The 17818-nt window shown below is 60.7% G+C and carries 18 protein-coding genes; 11 read left to right on the top strand and 7 right to left on the bottom strand.

Going from position 1 to position 17818, the window contains the following annotated elements; translation table 11 throughout:
* Nucleotides 1–74 precede the first annotated feature (74 nt).
* From bioD to bioB, 4 genes are read right to left on the bottom strand one after another with little or no spacing between them, the layout of a single operon-like run.
* Nucleotides 75–752 carry a dethiobiotin synthase gene (bioD, locus tag G5221_RS14715; protein WP_227340888.1) on the bottom strand — a complete coding sequence of 226 codons (678 nt, stop codon included), beginning with the start codon at nucleotides 750–752 and terminating at the stop codon, nucleotides 75–77.
* Between the two features lie 60 nt (nucleotides 753–812).
* Nucleotides 813–1628, bottom strand: a complete 816-nt coding sequence (gene bioC / locus G5221_RS14710; RefSeq protein WP_421263492.1) for a malonyl-ACP O-methyltransferase BioC — start codon at nucleotides 1626–1628, stop codon at nucleotides 813–815.
* Nucleotides 1621–2817 carry an 8-amino-7-oxononanoate synthase gene (bioF, locus tag G5221_RS14705; RefSeq protein WP_421263491.1) on the bottom strand — a complete coding sequence of 399 codons (1197 nt, stop codon included), beginning with the start codon at nucleotides 2815–2817 and terminating at the stop codon, nucleotides 1621–1623. The genes bioC and bioF overlap by 8 nt, the downstream gene beginning before the upstream one ends.
* Nucleotides 2814–3902, bottom strand: a complete 1089-nt coding sequence (gene bioB, locus G5221_RS14700) for a biotin synthase BioB (protein WP_421263490.1) — start codon at nucleotides 3900–3902, stop codon at nucleotides 2814–2816. Before bioB ends, bioF begins: the two co-directional genes overlap by 4 nt.
* 193 nt (nucleotides 3903–4095) lie before the next feature.
* On the opposite strand from bioB, the gene bioA reads away from it, so the two are divergent.
* Together bioA and G5221_RS14690 are read left to right on the top strand one after the other, a co-directional pair.
* Nucleotides 4096–5370 carry an adenosylmethionine--8-amino-7-oxononanoate transaminase gene (gene bioA, locus G5221_RS14695; protein ID WP_421263489.1) on the top strand — a complete coding sequence of 425 codons (1275 nt, stop codon included), beginning with the start codon at nucleotides 4096–4098 and terminating at the stop codon, nucleotides 5368–5370.
* Between the two features lie 176 nt (nucleotides 5371–5546).
* The gene (locus tag G5221_RS14690) at nucleotides 5547–6359 is read left to right on the top strand and encodes a HAMP domain-containing protein (RefSeq protein WP_216979127.1); all 813 of its coding nucleotides are present in this window, start codon (nucleotides 5547–5549) and stop codon (nucleotides 6357–6359) included.
* Between the two features lie 23 nt (nucleotides 6360–6382).
* Here G5221_RS14690 and G5221_RS14685 read toward each other — a convergent pair whose 3' ends face one another.
* Nucleotides 6383–6727, bottom strand: a complete 345-nt coding sequence (locus G5221_RS14685; RefSeq protein WP_421263488.1) for a hypothetical protein — start codon at nucleotides 6725–6727, stop codon at nucleotides 6383–6385.
* A 200-nt stretch (nucleotides 6728–6927) separates the two neighbouring features.
* Here G5221_RS14685 and asnS point away from each other — a divergent pair, with 200 nt between their 5' ends.
* The 4 genes from asnS to G5221_RS14665 all read left to right on the top strand — a co-directional run bounded on the left by asnS (nucleotide 6928) and on the right by G5221_RS14665 (nucleotide 11742).
* Complete coding sequence (asnS, locus tag G5221_RS14680) at nucleotides 6928–8328, top strand: asparagine--tRNA ligase (RefSeq protein ID WP_005344365.1); 1401 nt, start codon at nucleotides 6928–6930, stop codon at nucleotides 8326–8328.
* A gap of 110 nt (nucleotides 8329–8438) precedes the next feature.
* Nucleotides 8439–9194: a substrate-binding periplasmic protein gene (locus tag G5221_RS14675; RefSeq protein WP_421171977.1), complete on the top strand. Its 756-nt coding sequence runs from the start codon at nucleotides 8439–8441 to the stop codon at nucleotides 9192–9194.
* A 374-nt stretch (nucleotides 9195–9568) separates the two neighbouring features.
* Nucleotides 9569–10912 (top strand): anaerobic C4-dicarboxylate transporter, encoded by a 1344-nt coding sequence (locus G5221_RS14670; protein ID WP_005337916.1) that lies wholly within the window; start codon nucleotides 9569–9571, stop codon nucleotides 10910–10912.
* A gap of 173 nt (nucleotides 10913–11085) precedes the next feature.
* Nucleotides 11086–11742 (top strand): adenine nucleotide alpha hydrolase, encoded by a 657-nt coding sequence (locus tag G5221_RS14665; RefSeq protein WP_128815296.1) that lies wholly within the window; start codon nucleotides 11086–11088, stop codon nucleotides 11740–11742.
* Between the two features lie 138 nt (nucleotides 11743–11880).
* On the opposite strand, the gene G5221_RS14660 is transcribed toward G5221_RS14665, so the two are convergent.
* On the bottom strand, nucleotides 11881–13020 hold the full coding sequence (locus G5221_RS14660; protein ID WP_421263487.1) for a M20 family metallopeptidase: 1140 nt from the start codon (nucleotides 13018–13020) through the stop codon (nucleotides 11881–11883).
* A gap of 134 nt (nucleotides 13021–13154) precedes the next feature.
* Complete coding sequence (gene dcuC, locus G5221_RS14655; RefSeq protein WP_005350454.1) at nucleotides 13155–14531, bottom strand: C4-dicarboxylate transporter DcuC; 1377 nt, start codon at nucleotides 14529–14531, stop codon at nucleotides 13155–13157.
* Nucleotides 14532–14816: 285 nt separating this feature from the next.
* Here dcuC and G5221_RS14650 point away from each other — a divergent pair, with 285 nt between their 5' ends.
* From G5221_RS14650 to G5221_RS14630, 5 genes are all read left to right on the top strand, one after another.
* Complete coding sequence (locus tag G5221_RS14650; protein WP_005337929.1) at nucleotides 14817–15131, top strand: hypothetical protein; 315 nt, start codon at nucleotides 14817–14819, stop codon at nucleotides 15129–15131.
* 318 nt (nucleotides 15132–15449) lie between these two features.
* The gene (locus G5221_RS14645; RefSeq protein WP_005337930.1) at nucleotides 15450–15800 is read left to right on the top strand and encodes an ArsC family reductase; all 351 of its coding nucleotides are present in this window, start codon (nucleotides 15450–15452) and stop codon (nucleotides 15798–15800) included.
* Nucleotides 15801–15819: 19 nt separating this feature from the next.
* A complete protein-coding gene (dapE, locus tag G5221_RS14640; RefSeq protein WP_258720976.1) occupies nucleotides 15820–16947 on the top strand; it encodes a succinyl-diaminopimelate desuccinylase in 1128 nt (375 codons plus the stop codon).
* A complete protein-coding gene (locus G5221_RS14635) occupies nucleotides 16944–17633 on the top strand; it encodes a M15 family metallopeptidase (RefSeq protein WP_421263486.1) in 690 nt (229 codons plus the stop codon). The genes dapE and G5221_RS14635 overlap by 4 nt, the downstream gene beginning before the upstream one ends.
* The gene (locus tag G5221_RS14630; RefSeq protein ID WP_005337933.1) at nucleotides 17630–17776 is read left to right on the top strand and encodes a hypothetical protein; all 147 of its coding nucleotides are present in this window, start codon (nucleotides 17630–17632) and stop codon (nucleotides 17774–17776) included. The genes G5221_RS14635 and G5221_RS14630 overlap by 4 nt, the downstream gene beginning before the upstream one ends.
* Nucleotides 17777–17818: the final 42 nt, after the last annotated feature.

Raw genomic sequence — 17818 nt, 5'->3', positions numbered from 1 at the left:
ATCACTCGACCTCCCTATCTCCATGTTATGGATGAATTTTAGGGAGACTCGATGAATGTTCGCTGAATGTGACGTCACAAGAGCGGAGAGATATCAAGCCGCCCCTGCAAATCAGCCTCAAATGGATTGTTTATAAAGGGAATTTCCCCCAGAAACGGGGCCGGTAACATCCCCCTCAGGGTGTCCAGATTTTCCTGATAGTGGCTCATGGCACTGTGAAGGCGATTAATAACCCATCCCGCCACTGGCAACCGATCGTTGCGAATGGCAGCAAAGGTGAGCAGTGCATGGTTGAGACAGCCCAGCTTGGCCCCCACCACCAAAATCACCGGCATGTTCTCCTGCTTCACCCAATCCGACAGCAGATGCTTGCGATCCAGCGGCAGATACCAGCCCCCCGCCCCTTCCACTACTGCAAGCTCGGCCCCTGCCTGTTCAATCTTGCGCAGCCCCTCGCTCAGCCCCTGCATGGTAATGGGCTGGCGCGCCTCGCTGGCAGCGATATGGGGCGCAATCGGCGGCTCATAGGCAAAGGGATTGACCACCTCATAAGGCAGCTGAACACTCGCCGCCTCCTGCAACAGAACAGCGTCGAGGTTGCGCAATCCATCGGGTGTTCGGGCACACCCTGCCGAGATAGGCTTGTAGCCGGCACAGCGGATCCCCTGTGCGCTGAATTCGCGCAGCAGAGTGCGTGCCACCAGCGTCTTGCCCGCATCGGTATCTGTGCCGGTGATAAAGAATGATTTCATATGGTTCTCTCCTTGGCAGGGAGTGGCTCACTGCCCTGCACACACTGCAATTCCCGGCGCTCAGCGAGGCTTGCTGAGGCGACCGAGACACACCCGATAACTGGCGACCAACCTGCCATCGGGCTGGCGAAATGCTTCATATGCCTGAGCCAGCTGCTGCAATCTGGCGCGACCGCTCAGACCGGCCGGGGCGGCGCCCCCTTGATTGTCGTTGATCTGATTGGCCCCAATCCCCTTGAGATCGCGCAACAACTGCGGCAATTCAAGATAGGCGAGATCCCAGGTGATACAACGCAGCTCGGGAGCAGATACCCCGGCGCTAGCCAGCGCCTGCTCCAATTGTGGCAGGCTGAGGAAGCGATTGACATGGGCGCGACCATCAAGCTGCTGCCAGGCGGCTCGCAACTGCCAGAGCGACTCATCGAGCAGGGTTGAGAAAAAGATCTGGCCGCCCGGTTTGACCACCCGCAGCAGCTCGCCAAAAGCCTGGGCCGGACGCTCGCACCACTGCAGCGCCAGACTGGAGAAAGCCCAGTCGAACGCGTTATCGGCGAAAGGAAGCTGCTCCGCATCGCCGCAGAGCAGGCGAGCACCGCTGCCACGCAAGGCGGCCTGCGCCAGCATGCCGGGGGCGAGATCAAGCCCCACCAGCTGGTGACAACGGTTCGCCAGTTGGGGCAAGAAAAAGCCGGTGCCGCAGCCCAGATCCAGCCCGCTCACCGTCAGATCAGTGCCAACCGGCCTGCTCGGCATCCATTCCAGCAGCGCCTGACCCACCTCCTGCTGAAAGCGGGCGTGGGCATCGTAATGACGAGCGGCAGCGCCGAAACGGCGAGCAAGCTGCTCCTTGTCGACCGTTTGAAAACGCTCAGTCATGATGAGCCTCCCCAAGCGTTGTAACTGCAGGGCAGACCCCCAAGGCATCGAGCAGGCGATCCACATCCTGCTCGCGGTGAGCCGCGCTCAGGGTAATGCGCAGCCGGGCCGTACCGACTGGCACCGTGGGCGGGCGAATGGAGCCAGCCCAGACACCGCGATCCCGCAGCCGCTCGGCCAGTTGCAGGGCAACACTGCTCTCCCCCACCAGCAGCGGCTGGATCGGGGTGTCGCTCGCCCCCAGTTGCCAACCCTGCGCCTTTGCCCCTTGCCGGAAGCGAGCGATCAGCTGGCCAAGATGGGCGCGGGCATCCTCGGCGGCGCGTACCAGTTGGATACTCTTGCTCACCGCACAGGCCTGCGCGGCGGGCATATGGGTACTGTAGACATAGTGGCGAGCGAAGTTGACCAGATACTCCACCAGTTCGCGACTGCCGCCGACAAAGGCACCGGCAACCCCGAGCGCCTTGCCAAAAGTGCCCATCTGGATGTGTACGCAGGCCGGGTTCACCCCTTGTGCGGCCAGCGTGCCACGCCCCTCGGGCCCCTGCACGCCGAGGCCGTGGGCATCGTCGATCATCAGCCAGTTGCCGCTTTGGGCGGCGAGGGTTGCGAGATCGCGCCAAGGGCCCTGATCCCCGTCCATGCTGAACACTCCCTCCGAGACGATGAGCCCGCGATTTGGCTCAAGCTGCCGTTCAAGGGCCGCCATATCGTTGTGGGCAAAACGCTTCATCTTGCAAGGGAGCTGGCTGCCCATCTCCTGCAAAGAGGCGTGGTTGAGTTTGTCCTGCCACAGCAGATGCTCCTTGCCGAGCAGCGCTTTGAGCACCGCCTGATTGGCCGAAAAACCGCAGTTGAACAGCAGCACCGCCTCCACCCCGAGCCACTCGGCCAGGGTCTCCTCAAGCTGTTGGTGGGCATGACTGTAACCGGTCACCAGCGGCGAGGCGCCGGAGCCCGTGCCATAGCGCTCAATCCCCGCTTTGAAGGCGGCCTTGATGGCGGGATGATCAGCCAGCCCCAGATAGTCGTTGGCGGAAAAGTTGAGGTAGTCGCGCCCCGCAACCCTGAGTCGCCCGCCACTCGCCCCGTCGGTCGCGATGCGGTTGCGCAGCAGGCTCGCCTGATCGCGCTCGGCCAGCGCTGCGCCCAACCCAAAGGGGCCCGTTACAGCAGGACCAGTCATGACCGCGCAGTCTCTGCTCGGGGGCGGGTGGCGTCATAAAACATCTCGGCAGGTTCGCTCTGGCGGCTCACCTCGGCCAGCAGCTCCTCTTCTTGAACCTGATCCGGTTTCTGGGCCCGCTGGGCGGGGCGAATACCGAGCCGCTTGAACAGCTGCATGTCGCTGTTCTCGTCCGGGTTGGGGGTGGTCAGCAACTTGCAGCCATAGAAAATGGAGTTGGCTCCCGCCATAAAGCACATGGCCTGCATCTGCTCGTTCATCTTCTCCCGCCCAGCGGAGAGACGCACATGGGAGGCGGGCATCATGATCCGTGCCACCGCGATGGTGCGGATAAATTCGAACGGATCGAGGTTCTCCTGATCCTCCAGCGGCGTCCCCTTCACCTTGACCAGCATGTTGATGGGCACACTCTCCGGGTGGCGCGGCAGATTGGCCAGCGCCATCAAGAGGCCCGCCCGATCTTTCGCCTGCTCACCCATGCCGACGATACCACCGGAGCAGACCTTCATGCCGGCGCTGCGCACATGCTCCAGGGTATCGAGCCTGTCCTGATAGGTGCGGGTGGAGATGATCTCGCCGTAAAACTCCGGCGAGGTGTCGAGGTTGTGGTTGTAGTAATCGAGCCCAGCAGCGCCAAGACGCGCCGCCTGATCGGCGGTGAGCATCCCCAGCGTCATGCAGGTCTCCATCCCCAGCCCGCGCACCTCCTCGATCATCCGGATGATGTAGGGCATGTCCTTCTCTTTGGGGTTGCGCCAGGCGGCCCCCATGCAAAAGCGTGACGAGCCGTTGGCCTTGGCTTCGCGGGCCCGCTCCAGCACCTTCTCCACCTCCATCAGCCGCTCGGCCTCAAGCCCGGTGTGGTAACGGGCGCTCTGGGGGCAGTATTTGCAATCTTCCGGGCAGGCGCCGGTCTTGATGGAGAGCAAGGTGCTCACCTGCACTTCATTCGGGTCAAAGTGGGCGCGGTGGACGGTCTGGGCCTGGAACAGCAGATCGTTGAACGGCAGGGCAAACAGGGCCTGAACCTCGGCGAGGGTCCAGTCATGACGAAGGGCGTGACCGCCCACGGTGAGAGCATTCATACATGGCTTCCGGTTGTTATTAGTGGGATCCTGCGCCCGCCATCTTGGGATGGACGGCCACAAAACCCGTCGCCAGGCCCGCGCGCTCAGGGTGATGCGCAGTGCCAAGTGGCTGAAATTGTTGGCTAGTGTAGAGAGCACGCGTAGACTGTCAACACCGACCAGATCAAACCAATTGACAACAGAACAACAAATGACCAATCAAGAATTCGACCTGCACCACATCTGGCACCCCTATACCTCCCTCACTCACCCCCTGCCCTGCTATGAAGTAGCCAGCGCCCAAGGGGTCACCCTCACCCTCAGCGATGGCCGCAAACTGGTGGATGGCATGAGCTCCTGGTGGGCTTGCGTGCACGGCTATCAGGTGCCGGAGTTGGACGCAGCCGCCACCGCCCAGCTCGGCAAGATGTCCCACGTGATGTTTGGCGGCCTCACCCACGCTCCGGCGGTCGAGCTCTGCCGCAAGCTGGTGGAGATCACTCCGAAGGGGCTGGATCGGGTATTTCTGGCCGATTCCGGCTCGGTGGCAGTGGAAGTGGCACTCAAGATGGCCCAGCAGTACTGGCACGCCAAGGGGACGCCCAGAGCCAAATTTGTCGCCCTGCGCAGCGGCTATCACGGCGACACCTTTGGCGCCATGAGCGTCTGCGATCCCGATGGCGGCATGCATGAGCTCTACAAGGGCTTCCTGCCAGAGCACTACTTTGTCGAAGCCCCCAGCTGCCGCTTCCACGCCGAGTGGGACGAGCAGTGCGTGGTGGAGCTGGCGACACTCATGGCGGATCATCACGAGGAGATCGCCGCCATCGTGCTTGAGCCCATAGTGCAGGGCGCTGGCGGCATGCGCTTCTATCACCCCCGCTACCTGCAGTGGGTGCGCGCCCTGTGCGACGAATTCGGTGTGCTGCTGATTGCCGACGAGATCGCCACCGGCTTTGGCCGCACCGGCCAGCTGTTTGCCTGCGACTGGGCGGGGATCAGCCCCGACATCATGTGTCTGGGCAAGGCGCTTACCGGCGGCTACCTCACCCTCTCGGCGACCCTGACAACCGAGCATGTCGCCCATACCATCTGTAACGGCAAGGCCGGCGTCTTTATGCACGGCCCCACCTTTATGGGCAACCCGCTTGCCTGCGCGGTGGCCAACGCCTCCATCGATCTGCTGCTGACCTCACCTTGGCAGGAGCGGGTGCGCACCATCGAGCATCAGCTGCGAACAGAACTGGTAGAGCTGACCCTGCACCCGGCGGTCGCGGATGTGCGAGTGCTCGGCGCCATCGGGGTGGTGGAGATGAAAGAGCGGGTGGATGTGGCGCGCATCCAGCGCAAATTTGTCGAACTGGGCGCCTGGATCCGCCCCTTTGGCAAGCTGGTCTACTTGATGCCCCCCTTCGTCATCACCCCTGAAGAGCTGCGGGTATTGACCGGCGCCATCCGTCAGGCCATCGCCGAAGGCGAGTTTTAATGCATGCAGCGGGCGGCCATCGCTGCCGCCCGTTTGACTACCGGCATTTGATATATAATGAGGACAACTTTATCCACTTCAGTGCGCTTTCACTTGCCGTAATGTGAGCAAAACACCAGACCTGAGGCCCCAAGAGGGGTAAACTGCTGCGGTTTTACTATCAAGAAAGACTGCTCATGCGCCTCTCCATTGCTGCCAAAATCAACTTTTTCCTGCTCTTCATCTTCTCCATGGTACTGGTCTTCTCCGCAGCCTATCAGGCAGTGCGCGAGCGCGATCTCATCCTGACCCTCATCAAGGAGCAGAGCCGCGAGCAGACCGAAGCCTATTTCGACGGTCTCAACATGCTGATGCTGACCGGCAAGATGGATGCCCGCGATACTCTGCGCGGCAAGTTTCTCGACCACGCCCATGTGGAGGATGCACGCATCGTTCGTGGCGACGCGGTGAGCAAACAGTTCGGGCCGGGACGGGAGACCGAACAGGTAAAGGATGAGTTTGATGAGCTGGCACTGGCGGGCAAAGGGAGTCTGGAGGTGGTGCACAACGGCATGCACAGCCGTCTGGTAGTGACCCGACCGCTGCTGGCCAAGAAGGATTTTCGCGGCACCGACTGCACCAGCTGTCATCTGGTGCCGGAGAACACCGTGCTTGGTGCGGTGCGCTTTGACTACTCCCTCGATTCGCTGTTTACCCGGGTCGAGCAGAATATTCTCACCTCGGCGCTCATTCTCACCGGCATCTTCGGGATGGGACTGCTGCTGACCCTCTGGGTCATCCGCACCTGGATCGTGCGCCCTCTCAACCAGTTGACCCGCTCCATGGAAGAGGCCACCGACTTGCACGACTTCGGCCACCGGCTGGAGGGGGATGACGGCGACGAGATTGGCCGGGTGGCGGTGGCCTACAACCAGATGCTCGACAGTGTGGAGCGCCAGCTCGGCAAGCGACCGCTCGGCGGCAAGCCGGGAGCTCGCCCTGGCGAATAGCGGACCACACCGCCCGGCATCGGCTAACCGGTGTAATAGAACAGCAGACAAGCAATAAGGATCAGCAGCAGGATCGCCAGATTGACGTGATAGGCATCATCCCTGCGCCGACTGCGCCGCCGCTCCAGCAGCAGTACAGCCAGGGTCAGCAAGCTGCAACCCCACAGGCCATGCACCAACCAGGGAGTGAGTGCGGGATCCCAGTAATCGCGTACCTTGATGCCGCCGTAAACCAGAAAACCATATGCAATCTCCGGCCTAGCATAGTGATAGAGCGCAAGCAGCACGATAAAACCGCACCAGCAGATCAGCACCATTGCTCGCAACAGTCGTGTCAGCCAATCCGGCCCTTGTCGCCGCTCTTTCACTCACATCTCCTGTCCCGAGGGAACCCTGCTTGGGTGAACCATGCTGAAAACCCCACCAGAGTCCGACATTTTTGCTTGTTTATCAAACCCGCGCGGGTAAGATTGACGGCTTAGTCTGCCATGGTGGGCCATCTGTGCCCGGGCCAGACTCCCTAGTGTTGCAAATAGCGCTGCAAGAACAAGCTGGAGACAATATTTCGATGACGCACGCATCCGTAGTTGATGTGCTGACCGGTAAATATGCGGTTGGCACCACCCTGACTGTACGAGGGTGGATCCGGACTCGCCGTGATTCCAAGGCGGGGATCTCATTTTTGGCCATTTCCGATGGCTCCTGTTTCCATCCGGTACAGGCCGTCGTCCCCAATACCCTGGCCAATTACGAGAATGAAGTGCTGCGTCTGACCACCGCCTGCTCCGTGGAAGTGACTGGCATCATCGCCGAATCCCAGGGCAGCGGCCAGGCTTTCGAACTGCAAGCGACCGATGTGAAGGTTGTCGGCTGGGTCGAAGATCCGGACACCTACCCGATGGCCGCCAAGCGCCACAGCATCGAGTACCTGCGTGAACAGGCTCACCTGCGCCCGCGCACCAACATCGTTGGCGCCGTGACCCGGGTTCGTCACTGCCTGGCTCAGGCCATCCACCGCTTCTTCCACGAAGAGGGTTTTGTCTGGGTAGCGACCCCGCTCATCACCGCCTCTGACACCGAAGGTGCCGGCGAGATGTTCCGCGTCTCTACCCTGGATATGGAAAACCTGCCGCGCACCGACGCTGGCAAGGTGGACTACAACGAAGATTTCTTCGGCAAAGAGGCCTTCCTGACCGTATCCGGCCAGCTGAACGCCGAAACCTATGCCTGTGCCCTCTCCAAGGTCTACACCTTCGGTCCGACCTTCCGCGCCGAAAACTCCAACACCAGTCGTCACCTGGCAGAGTTCTGGATGGTGGAGCCGGAAGTGGCCTTCAACAATCTGGAAGATAACGCCGCGCTGGCTGAAGCCATGCTGAAGTACGTCTTCAACGCCGTCCTGACCGAGCGTCGCGACGATCTGGAGTTCTTTGCCCAGCACGTGGACAAGGATGCTATCGGCCGTCTGGAGCGTTTCGTCGCCTCCGACTTCGCCCAGATTGATTACACTGATGCCATCGAAGTGCTGAAAAACTGCGGCAAGAAGTTCGAGTTCCCGGTCTCCTGGGGCATCGACCTCTCCTCCGAACACGAACGCTATCTGGCCGAGGAGCACTTCAAGTCTCCGGTGGTAGTGAAGAACTACCCGAAAGATATCAAGGCCTTCTACATGCGCCTCAACGACGACGGCAAGACCGTTGCCGCGATGGACGTACTGGCTCCGGGGATCGGCGAGATCATCGGTGGCTCCCAACGTGAAGAGCGTTTGGAGGTGCTGGATGCCCGCCTGGCCGAGATGGGGCTGAAGCAGGAAGACTACTGGTGGTATCGCGATCTGCGCCGCTACGGCACAGTCCCGCACTCCGGCTTCGGTCTGGGCTTCGAGCGTCTGGTGGTTTACGTGACCGGTATGGGCAACGTCCGCGACGTGATCCCGTTCCCGCGTACTCCGCGTACCGCCGAGTTCTGATCAGCGGCATATTGCCACTACATTGCAAAAGCCGTCCTCAGGGTCGGCTTTTTTATTACCCCCGTTATGGGTAATACTCAGAACCAATCGACACAAGGAATGGGTCGTTCATGGGATATCGTCAGCTTCTGACACTCTTGCTGCTCTGGCTCCCCCTGCAATTGCGGGCAGAACCCGTGCACCTGACCACCCTGGAGTGGCCCCCCTATACCAGCCAGCATCTCCCTGATGGTGGCCTTACCGGCCATATCGTCAAGCGTGCATTTGCCGAAGCGGGGCTGGAGGTTCAGTTTGACTTCTACCCCTGGCATCGAGCCATGTTGCTGGCATCCGATCCCGCCCAGCACTACAGCGGCTACTTCCCCAAATACTTCGCCGATGATCTGGATAAACGGTGGCATATCTCCACCAGCGTGGGCAGTAGTGTGCTGGGCATGGCGCAGCAAGCCGGCCCCCCTATCCACTGGCAGCGACTCGAAGATCTCGCTTCCTACCGGATTGGGGTCGTCGCAGGTTATATCAATACCCGTGAATTTGATGCCCTGATGGCCAGCAAGCGCCTCAACACCTTTGCCGTGGACGACGATCACCTCAACCTGCGAAAATTGCAGCGCGACCGGCTCGATCTGGCAGTGATCGACCGGGATGTTTTCTACTGGCTCACCTATCACGATGACAAACTCCACCCCGAACAGCTGCAGTTCAACCAGAAGATCCTCGGGTACAAGAGCCTGCACATCATGTTCCGTCCCGATCAACAGCAACTGCAACAGCGAGTGAACAATGCGCTAGCCAGACTCGATATCAAGCAGCTGAGCGAACAGTATCAGCGTCGCTATCTGCTATCAGCACCCGCCCCCCGATGAGCAGAGTCGCAGAACACCCCATTTGTCAAAAAAGATATCTTTAACCCGTGTTTTTACAGCCTCTTCTCCCCTGACCCGGGCCTTTTTCCACACCTTCCTTACCAACGCATTCCCCATCACAACGCCTCTGGTTGCACTCTGATGGGCTGGCCCCGAGTGATACCACTTGGTGACAAAAATGATGTTTTTGTTAGTACGTGGTTTTTAAGTGGTTTAATCAAAAATTCATCGAGTTATTGAAGTAACTCAATTTTTTCACTTTTTCAGGGGAGCAGAATAGCAACTAACCCTTTTGGGCTAAATAAAACAGACAATGACAATTCATGGTTCAGGCTACCCGCGGCAATATGGGTTGAATCACACGAGGTAACGGAATGATCTTGATGGAATTTTTGGTGGTACTCGGCTGCTTGCTGCTGGGTACCCGCTTTGGTGGCATGGGACTCGGTCTCATCAGTGGTATCGGTCTCTTCCTGCTGACCTTCGTCTTCGGCCTGGTGCCGGGCGAACCGCCTGTTCAGGTAATGCTGACCATTCTGGCGGTGATCGGCTGTGCCGCCACCCTGCAGACTGCCGGTGGCCTCAACCTGATGATGCAAGTGGCCGAGCGCCTGCTGCGCCGTCACCCGCAATACATCACTATCCTGGCGCCGCTCACCACCTGGACCCTCACCTTCCTGTGTGGTACCGGCCACGTGGTCTACACCATGTTCCCCATCATCGCTGACATCGCGCTGCAGAAGAACATCCGTCCCGAGCGTCCGATGGCCGTGGCCTCCGTTGCCTCCCAGATGGCCATCTGTGCCTCCCCGGTCTCCGTTGCCGTGGTCTCCATGGTCTCCATTCTGGCGGCCGGTCATGGTATCGGTCAGGCTTATGGCCTGCTCGACATCCTGATGATCGCCATCCCCTCCTCCCTGACCGGTGTCATCGTGGCGGCCCTGTGGAGCCTGCGTCGCGGCAAGGATCTGGACAAGGATGAAGAGTTCCAGGCCAAGATCAAAGACCCGGAGCAGCGTGCCTTCATCTACGGTGGTGGCGAGACCCTGCTTAACACCAAGTTCCCGAAAGAGGCCTACTGGTCTACCTGGATCTTCTTCGCCGCCATCGCTGCCGTGGTATTGCTCGGCGCCAACGAAGGTCTGCGCCCGGTATTCACCATCAAGGACAAAACCGGCCCGCTCTCCATGAACCTGGTGATCCAGATGATGATGCTGATCGCCGGTGCCATCATCCTGATGCGCTGCAAGGTCAAGCCGGGCGAGATCGCCAACGGTGCCGTCTTCAAGGCAGGCATGGTCGCCATCTTCTCCGTATTCGGGGTGGCATGGATGAGTGAGACCTTCTTCCAGGCCCACATGCCCCTGCTCAAAGAGACCCTGGCCCATGTGGTACAAGCCCAGCCCTGGACCTACGCCCTGGTGCTGTTCCTCATCTCCAAGCTGGTAAACAGCCAGGCCGCCGCCCTCACCGCCATCGCTCCCATGGGTCTGGCACTGGGTGTGGAGCCGAAGCTGCTGATCGCCTTCCTGCCGGCGAGCTACGGCTACTTCGTGCTGCCGACCTACCCGAGCGATCTGGCCTGTATCGGTTTCGACCGCTCAGGCACCACCCGCATCGGCAAGTTCATCATCAACCACAGCTTCATCATTCCGGGGCTGATCGGGGTGGTGACCTCCTGCTCGCTGGGCTTTATCCTCACCAGCATCCTGCTCTGATCGCAGCGGCGTTTACCACGCTATTGCAATACAGGCCCCCGCTTCGGGGGCCTGCTTTTTTCCCGCTCTGTGACCCCAACCATTTCCCCGCCGCCATTTCCGGACACTATGCCTTTACCTCTGCCCCCGCCGCTGGGTAGCATGCCCCCTCGTTCACCATTGGAATCTCATCCATGTCTCGCGTCATCCTGCTCTGGAGCGGTGGCAAAGATGCCATGCTGGCCCTCTGTCATGCCCGCCAAGCGGGCCATCAGGTGGTGGCACTGGCCACCTTTGCCCCGCCAGAGCCCCGATTTCTCGCTCATCCTTTGCCGCTGGTGCGCCGTCAGGCGGAAGCCCTCGGGCTGCCCCATCTGCTGGTCACCATAGAAGCGCCGTTCGAGCAGAGCTATGAGACAGAGCTGAGCCGCTTGCAGCAGGAGTGGAACCTCGACGGGGTGGTGACCGGCGATATCGACAGCGTGGGCGGCGCACCAAACTGGATCCGCGAACGCTGCCAGCCGCTGGGGCTCACCGTCCACACCCCGCTCTGGCAGCAATCTCGTCAAGCCTTGCTGGCGGATCTGCTGGCCCGCGGCATCGTCGCCCACCTCTCCTGCGTCGATACCCGGGTGCTGGCTCCCGAGTGGACTGGACGCACCCTCGATGCCGCCACCCTCTGCGAGCTACAACAACTGGCCGAGCGCGAGGACTTTGATGCCTGCGGCGAGCAGGGGGAGTACCACACCATGGTGACCGACGGCCCGGGCTTTGCCGCCCCGCTGCGCCTCGATGGCTGGCAGGTGGCGCGGCAGGATCACCTGGCCTATCTGGCCGAGCCACAAGGGTAACGGCCTCAGGCCATCTGGCCCGCTCACTCAGCGCGCGAAAAATCGAGATAAAAAAACGGGAGGCAACAGCCTCCCGTTTGGATTTGAGCGGACCAGTTTTGAGCGGGCCATGACGACCCGAACAAGGGATAAACCGGCTTATTTCGCCAGCTTGCCCAGCACCCGCTGCAGCAGACGGATACGCGGCTCGATGCTCTCCAGCAGCAGGAACTCCGCCTCCGAGTGGAAACCGCCGCCCATGGGGCCGAAGCCATCGAGAGACGGCACACCTGCGGCGGCGGTGAAGTTGGCATCCGAGCCGCCACCGGCTTCCAGCCAGTTGAAGGGGATCCCCTCCTCCTTGGCTGCCGCCTCCACCAGCGCCATCAGCACCTCGGTGTCACCGCTCGGTCGCATCGCCGGCTTGAAGGTCTGGCGATCCACCTCGACCCGACAACCCGCGAGGAAGGGGTTGTTGGCCATAAAGGTGAGCCGGTCGTGCACCGCAGCGGCCTCTTCGTTGCTCCAGAAGCGCAAATCCACGATCGCCTCGGCAAAGTCCGGTACCACGTTGACACCGGTGCCGCCCTGTACCACGCCGACGTTCATGGTGGTGCCCGTGGTCATGTTGACCTGCTCGTTGATGGCCAGTACCCAGTGCGCCAGCTCGGTGATGGCGGAGATCCCTTCGGTCAGGGCCGAACCGGCGTGGGACGCCTTGCCGTGGAAGGTGATGCGGTACTTGGCATTGCCCTTGCGGGCGCTGATGAGATCTCCGCTCGGGCGAGCAGCTTCAGCCACCAGCACGCAGCCACTCTGTTTGGCCTTCTCCACCAGCCAATCCTTGGACCAGGGGGAGCCAATCTCTTCGTCGCAGTTGTAGCAGACCAGCACCTTGAGCTTGGCAAGCAATGCCGGGTCCATCTCTTTGAGGGCATACCAGATAGAGAGCAGGCCGCTCTTCATATCCGAGACGCCGGGGCCAAAGGCTTGATTGCCTTCGATGTTCAGCGGGCGTTTGGCCGCCGTCCCCTCGGGGAATACGGTATCCATGTGGCCGCACAGCATCACATCGTAGTGATCGGCACCCGGCGCATTGGTGATCTCGAGGCAGGGGCCGCACTCGGCAGCGAACTGGTGGCGGGTCACCTGCCAGCCGATGGCCTCATATTTCTCGGTCATGATGTCGGCCACTTTCGCTACCCCGGCCGGGGTGCGAGTACCGCAATCGAGGTTGATGAGCGGGGCCAGATCGGCCAGATAGCTATCGAGGGAAAACGGGCTCTTTACAACTGTCATTATCTTCTCCATGCAACAATCAGCGTTGATGGCCGATCGTCTATTGCAACAATGCGACACAGTGAGAAAAAGGCGGGCAGCCATGCCACCCGCCCGACCGGTAAATTCCAAACACCACTACATAACCCACATCACTACATGAACAGCAGATAGTTGAGGGTCAACGCCGTCACCAGCGCCCCCGCCATCGGCACGCTGGTGCGCTTGACCACGGTAAAGGGCGATACCTTGGCAATCCCCGCACAGGCGATCAGTACCGCAGCGATGGGGGAGACGGTTCGGCCGATACTGGAAGCGAGCTGCATCGGCAGCAGCATGGTCACCGCCGGTACGCCAAACTTGGCTGCCACCGCCGGTGCCAGGGTCGAGAAGCTGAGGAACGCCGCGTTGCCGGAGCCCATGATGACCGCCGCTACCATGATCAGCGCCACCATCACCAGGGTCATCAGACCGCTGCCGATACCGGCATTGCTGGCAGAGTGCAGCAGGGTATCAATGGCGCCGATGGCCTTGAGGGATTCGGCAAACAGCTCGGCACAGACGATGAGCGCCACCACGGGGCCAAACACCTTGCCCATGCCATCGAGGAAGCTCGACAGCCCGGCAAAAGCGGTACGCACCGAGCGGCTACGCAGCAGCTCGCACAGCATGCCGATAAAGACCGACAGCAGCATGGCCACCTCCACGCTCATCTTGATGTCGCTCACCAGAAGCTTGGAGAAGGTCATCATCAACACGAAGGGGATGATCGGCAGCAGGGCATACCAAGTAGGCGCCTGCACGCTCTCGGTGCCCTGTTCGTCCAGCTCGGCGTGATCGCCGCGATGCAGCGCAGGATCCCAGCCATCCTTGCGATCGCAGTGACGCTGCCAGAAGAAGTGCAGCACCATGGTCACCAGCAGCATGGGGGCCACCAGCCAGATCTGGTAGTCAACGAAATAGCTGGTCGGATCCATGCCGGATTGGCCGGCGGAGAAGATGGCGTTGGTCTGGGTCGGGCCAATTTCAAACGCCTGTGAGGTGGCGATGACACCACAGGCGGAGGCCGGGCTGATGCCGAGGTTGCGCATCACCGGATACATGGTGACCATCAACAGCAGGCCAAGGCCGGTAGCGGAGGTGACGAACAGGGAGACGAATACCGCTACCAGATAGCAGATGGAGAGCATCAGGTAGCTGGACTGGATGCCCGCCACCGGTTTGACCGCCACCCGCACCAGCGCCTGGGAGGCCCCGATATGGGACATGTAGGTGGCAAAACCCGCCACCGCCATGATGGTGAGGCCGAGGCCCGCCGCGCGGTAGGAGAAGATCCCCTTGAACACTTCGAACAGGTCGAACAGGGCGAAACCGGTGCTCTTGTCAGCGGGGAGAATGGGGTGCAGCCCCAACCAGTAGGCCACTGCAAAAATGGCCATGCCCGCCAGCGCCAGCACTGCCTGCGGGTTGTAATCCTTGATGATGCCGTAGACCACGGCGACCAGAACGAGCAAGACGAATAAAAGTTCCAATATTCACTCCTGATAAATTTATCGAAGAGCGAAATCTAGTGATCTGACCACTGTTTGCCTTTGATCCCTATCAATAAAGGTGCCGTCACCGTGATTCATTAGCATAATATGTCGGCCATATAACAATTTTTCGTTATTTCAACTGCCGGAAAACCTTTATCACCCCATATCCGGGAATTGTGTGACGCGACTCCCCTCTTTTTTGCGTTGGATCAACATATGACGGCGCCGAACTGGCGAAGATGCGCTTCGACATATAGCGACCATTTCGCGCCGGAGAGAGTTATGACAAGCCAAGCCACCGCAGGTGCTTCGACCTGCGACTACAAGCTGTGGGACATCCTCGTCGAGTCTGCAAAGGAACGCACTACCATTCGTTACTCCAAACTGGCCAAGCAGGCCGGGCTGGAGCAGTGCCAGGATGAACTGCGCACCCTGCTGCAACGCATCCGCATGTACTGCACCGAAAATAACCTGCCGATCCTCTCCGCCATCGTGGTGGACGACGTGGGCAAATACACTGGCCTCTCTTCCAGCCTGCCTGATGCACCTTGGGAACGGGCCCGGGTCTTTGACCATGAGTGGACCACCCTGCACTGATTGAGGTGCTCGATGATACCGACCAAAACGCGCCCGCTGGCGCGTTTTGGCTATCAGGCCTTTGCCCCCTTCTATTTTTCTCCTGCAATAGTCGATCTTCTCCCGCAATACCCAACCCCATCGGGCACGCCCGCCGCACTGCTTCTGATCTTGATCTCAAAATCGCCGTTCAGGTGTGACCAGTTCCGGCAAAACCCGCGAGCCAGACCATCGGCGTTGCCATGGGATTGCCACAATGCCAGAATCGGGCCCTTGCACTCTGTTGATTCGGATTTTCGGGCACGGCCACGGCCAGCGCCCACAAGAGAAGGACTCCCCATGGCCATCACCCTCTATGGCATCAAGAACTGCGACACCATCAAGAAAGCCCGCAAGTGGCTGGATGAGGCCGGTATCGACTACCGCTTTCACGACCACCGCGCCGACGGCCTGAACCCGGACGATCTGGACAGCTGGCTGGCAAAACTCGGCTGGGAAGCCCTGCTCAACAGCCGCGGCACCACCTTCCGCGCCCTGCCGGATGAGGCCAAACAGGGGCTCGACACCGCCAAGGCGCGCGCCCTGCTGCTGGAACATCCGGCCATGATCAAGCGCCCGCTGCTCGACCGTGACGGCGAACTGACCCTGGGTTTCAAGGCTGATCACTACCAATCCCTCTTTTCCCGTTAAGGACAACTAAGGACAACTGATGTCGGATGTCATCGCACTGGCCAAGGATCTGATCCGCCGCCCCTCCGTTACCCCCCTCGATGAAGGGTGCCAGACCCTGATGGCGGAGCGCCTCGCCAGGATCGGGTTTGTCATCGAGCCCATGGTGTTTGAGGACACCACCAACCTCTGGGCCCGTCGTGGCAGCGAGGGGCCACTGTTCTGCTTCGCCGGTCACACCGACGTGGTGCCCGCCGGGCCGCTGGACAAATGGCACACCCCGCCGTTCGAGCCGACCATCAAGGATGGTGTGCTCTACGGGCGCGGCGCCGCCGACATGAAGGGCTCGCTGGCTGCCATGGTGGTGGCGGTCGAGCGCTTCGTGGCCGAGCATCCGGATCACACCGGGTCCATCGCCTTTCTCATCACCTCCGATGAAGAGGGGCCCTTTATCAATGGCACCACCCGGGTGATCGACACCCTGGAGGCCCGCAACGAGAAGATCCGCTGGTGCATCGTCGGTGAACCCTCCTCTACCGCCGTGGTCGGAGATGTAGTGAAAAACGGCCGCCGCGGCTCCATCACCGGCGATCTGCTGGTGCGCGGGGTGCAGGGCCATGTGGCCTATCCCCATCTGGCGGACAACCCCATTCACAAAGCCGCGCCAGCGCTGGCGGAACTCGCCGCCACCGTGTGGGATGAGGGCAACGCCTACTTCCCCCCCACCAGCTTCCAGATCGCCAACATTCAGGCCGGCACCGGTGCATCCAACGTCATTCCGGGCGAGTTGCACGTCCAGTTCAACTTCCGCTTCAGTACCGAACTGACCGACATGGATATCCGCGAGCGAGTCGAAGCGCTGCTGGATAAACATGGCCTCGATTATCAGCTGAGCTGGACCCTCTCCGGCCAGCCGTTCCTCACCGACACCGGCGCGCTGCTCGATGCGGCAGTCTCTGCCATCGAGGCGGTCAATGGCCAGCAGCCAGCCCTGCTCACCACCGGCGGCACCTCCGACGGGCGCTTTATCGCCCCCACTGGCGCCGAGGTGATTGAGCTTGGCCCCGTCAACGCCACTATTCACAAGGTGAACGAGTGCGTGAAGGCGGACGCTCTGGATCTGCTGGCGGACATGTATCAAGGGGTGCTCGAGAGATTGCTGGCATGACGCAGGAACAACTGCTGGGGCTCGACGAGAGCCACCTTATTCTGGTGGGGCGCGGCCCTCATCGTCTGACCGCCGCCACCGCGGCGGCCTTCAACGACATGCAGGTGGCGGCCGCCTATGAGGGATTCAACCTGCAGGCGGCCTCCAGCTGGCGCAGCTTCGAGCGCCAGCTCGCCATCTGGAATGGCAAGTGGCGCGGTGAGCGACCGCTGCTCGATGCCAACAGCCAGCCCATCGATGCCCTGCAACTGGGCGAGACAGAGCGGCTGCACGCCATTTTGCGCTGGAGCGCCCTGCCCGGCACCAGCCGTCACCACTGGGGGACCGATCTCGATATCTACGACCCGGACTGTTTGCCTGCCGATACCAAACTGGCACTGGAGCCGTGGGAGTATGAAGCCGGGGGCTGGTTTGCGGATCTCAGCGAGTGGCTCAGCGACCATATGAACGACTTCGGCTTCTTCCTCCCTTATGCCAAGCCGGTCGGGGCAGAGAGCGGGGTCGCCTACGAGCCCTGGCATATCAGCTTCTCGCTGGAGTCCGATGAGCAGCGGCTCGATCCCGCGGCACTGGCGCTTTGTCTGCAACAGGCGGATATTGAAGGCAAGTCGACCATATTGGCCAACCTTGATGAAATTTTGGCCCGTTATGTCACCACCTGTCCTGACGAAAGGAAAATCCCATGAATCTCTGGCTGTGGATAGGGTTGCCGCTGCTGTTCCTGCTCGGGCTGTTTCTCAATGCCATCAAAGACATGAAACGGCTGGAAAAACAGTTGCCCAACTACAAGGACAAGATCCGCGAAGTGAAGGATGACGAGGACGACTGAATCCCGCCCCATCCCGTGGGGAGCGCCCTTGTGCTCCCCTCT

The organism is Aeromonas sp. 602200, assembly GCF_049173895.1.
Classification (GTDB): Bacteria; Pseudomonadota; Gammaproteobacteria; order Enterobacterales; family Aeromonadaceae; genus Aeromonas; species Aeromonas veronii_A.
Note: the sequence above shows the minus strand (reverse complement) of the source record. Positions and strands in the feature narration are given on the sequence as shown.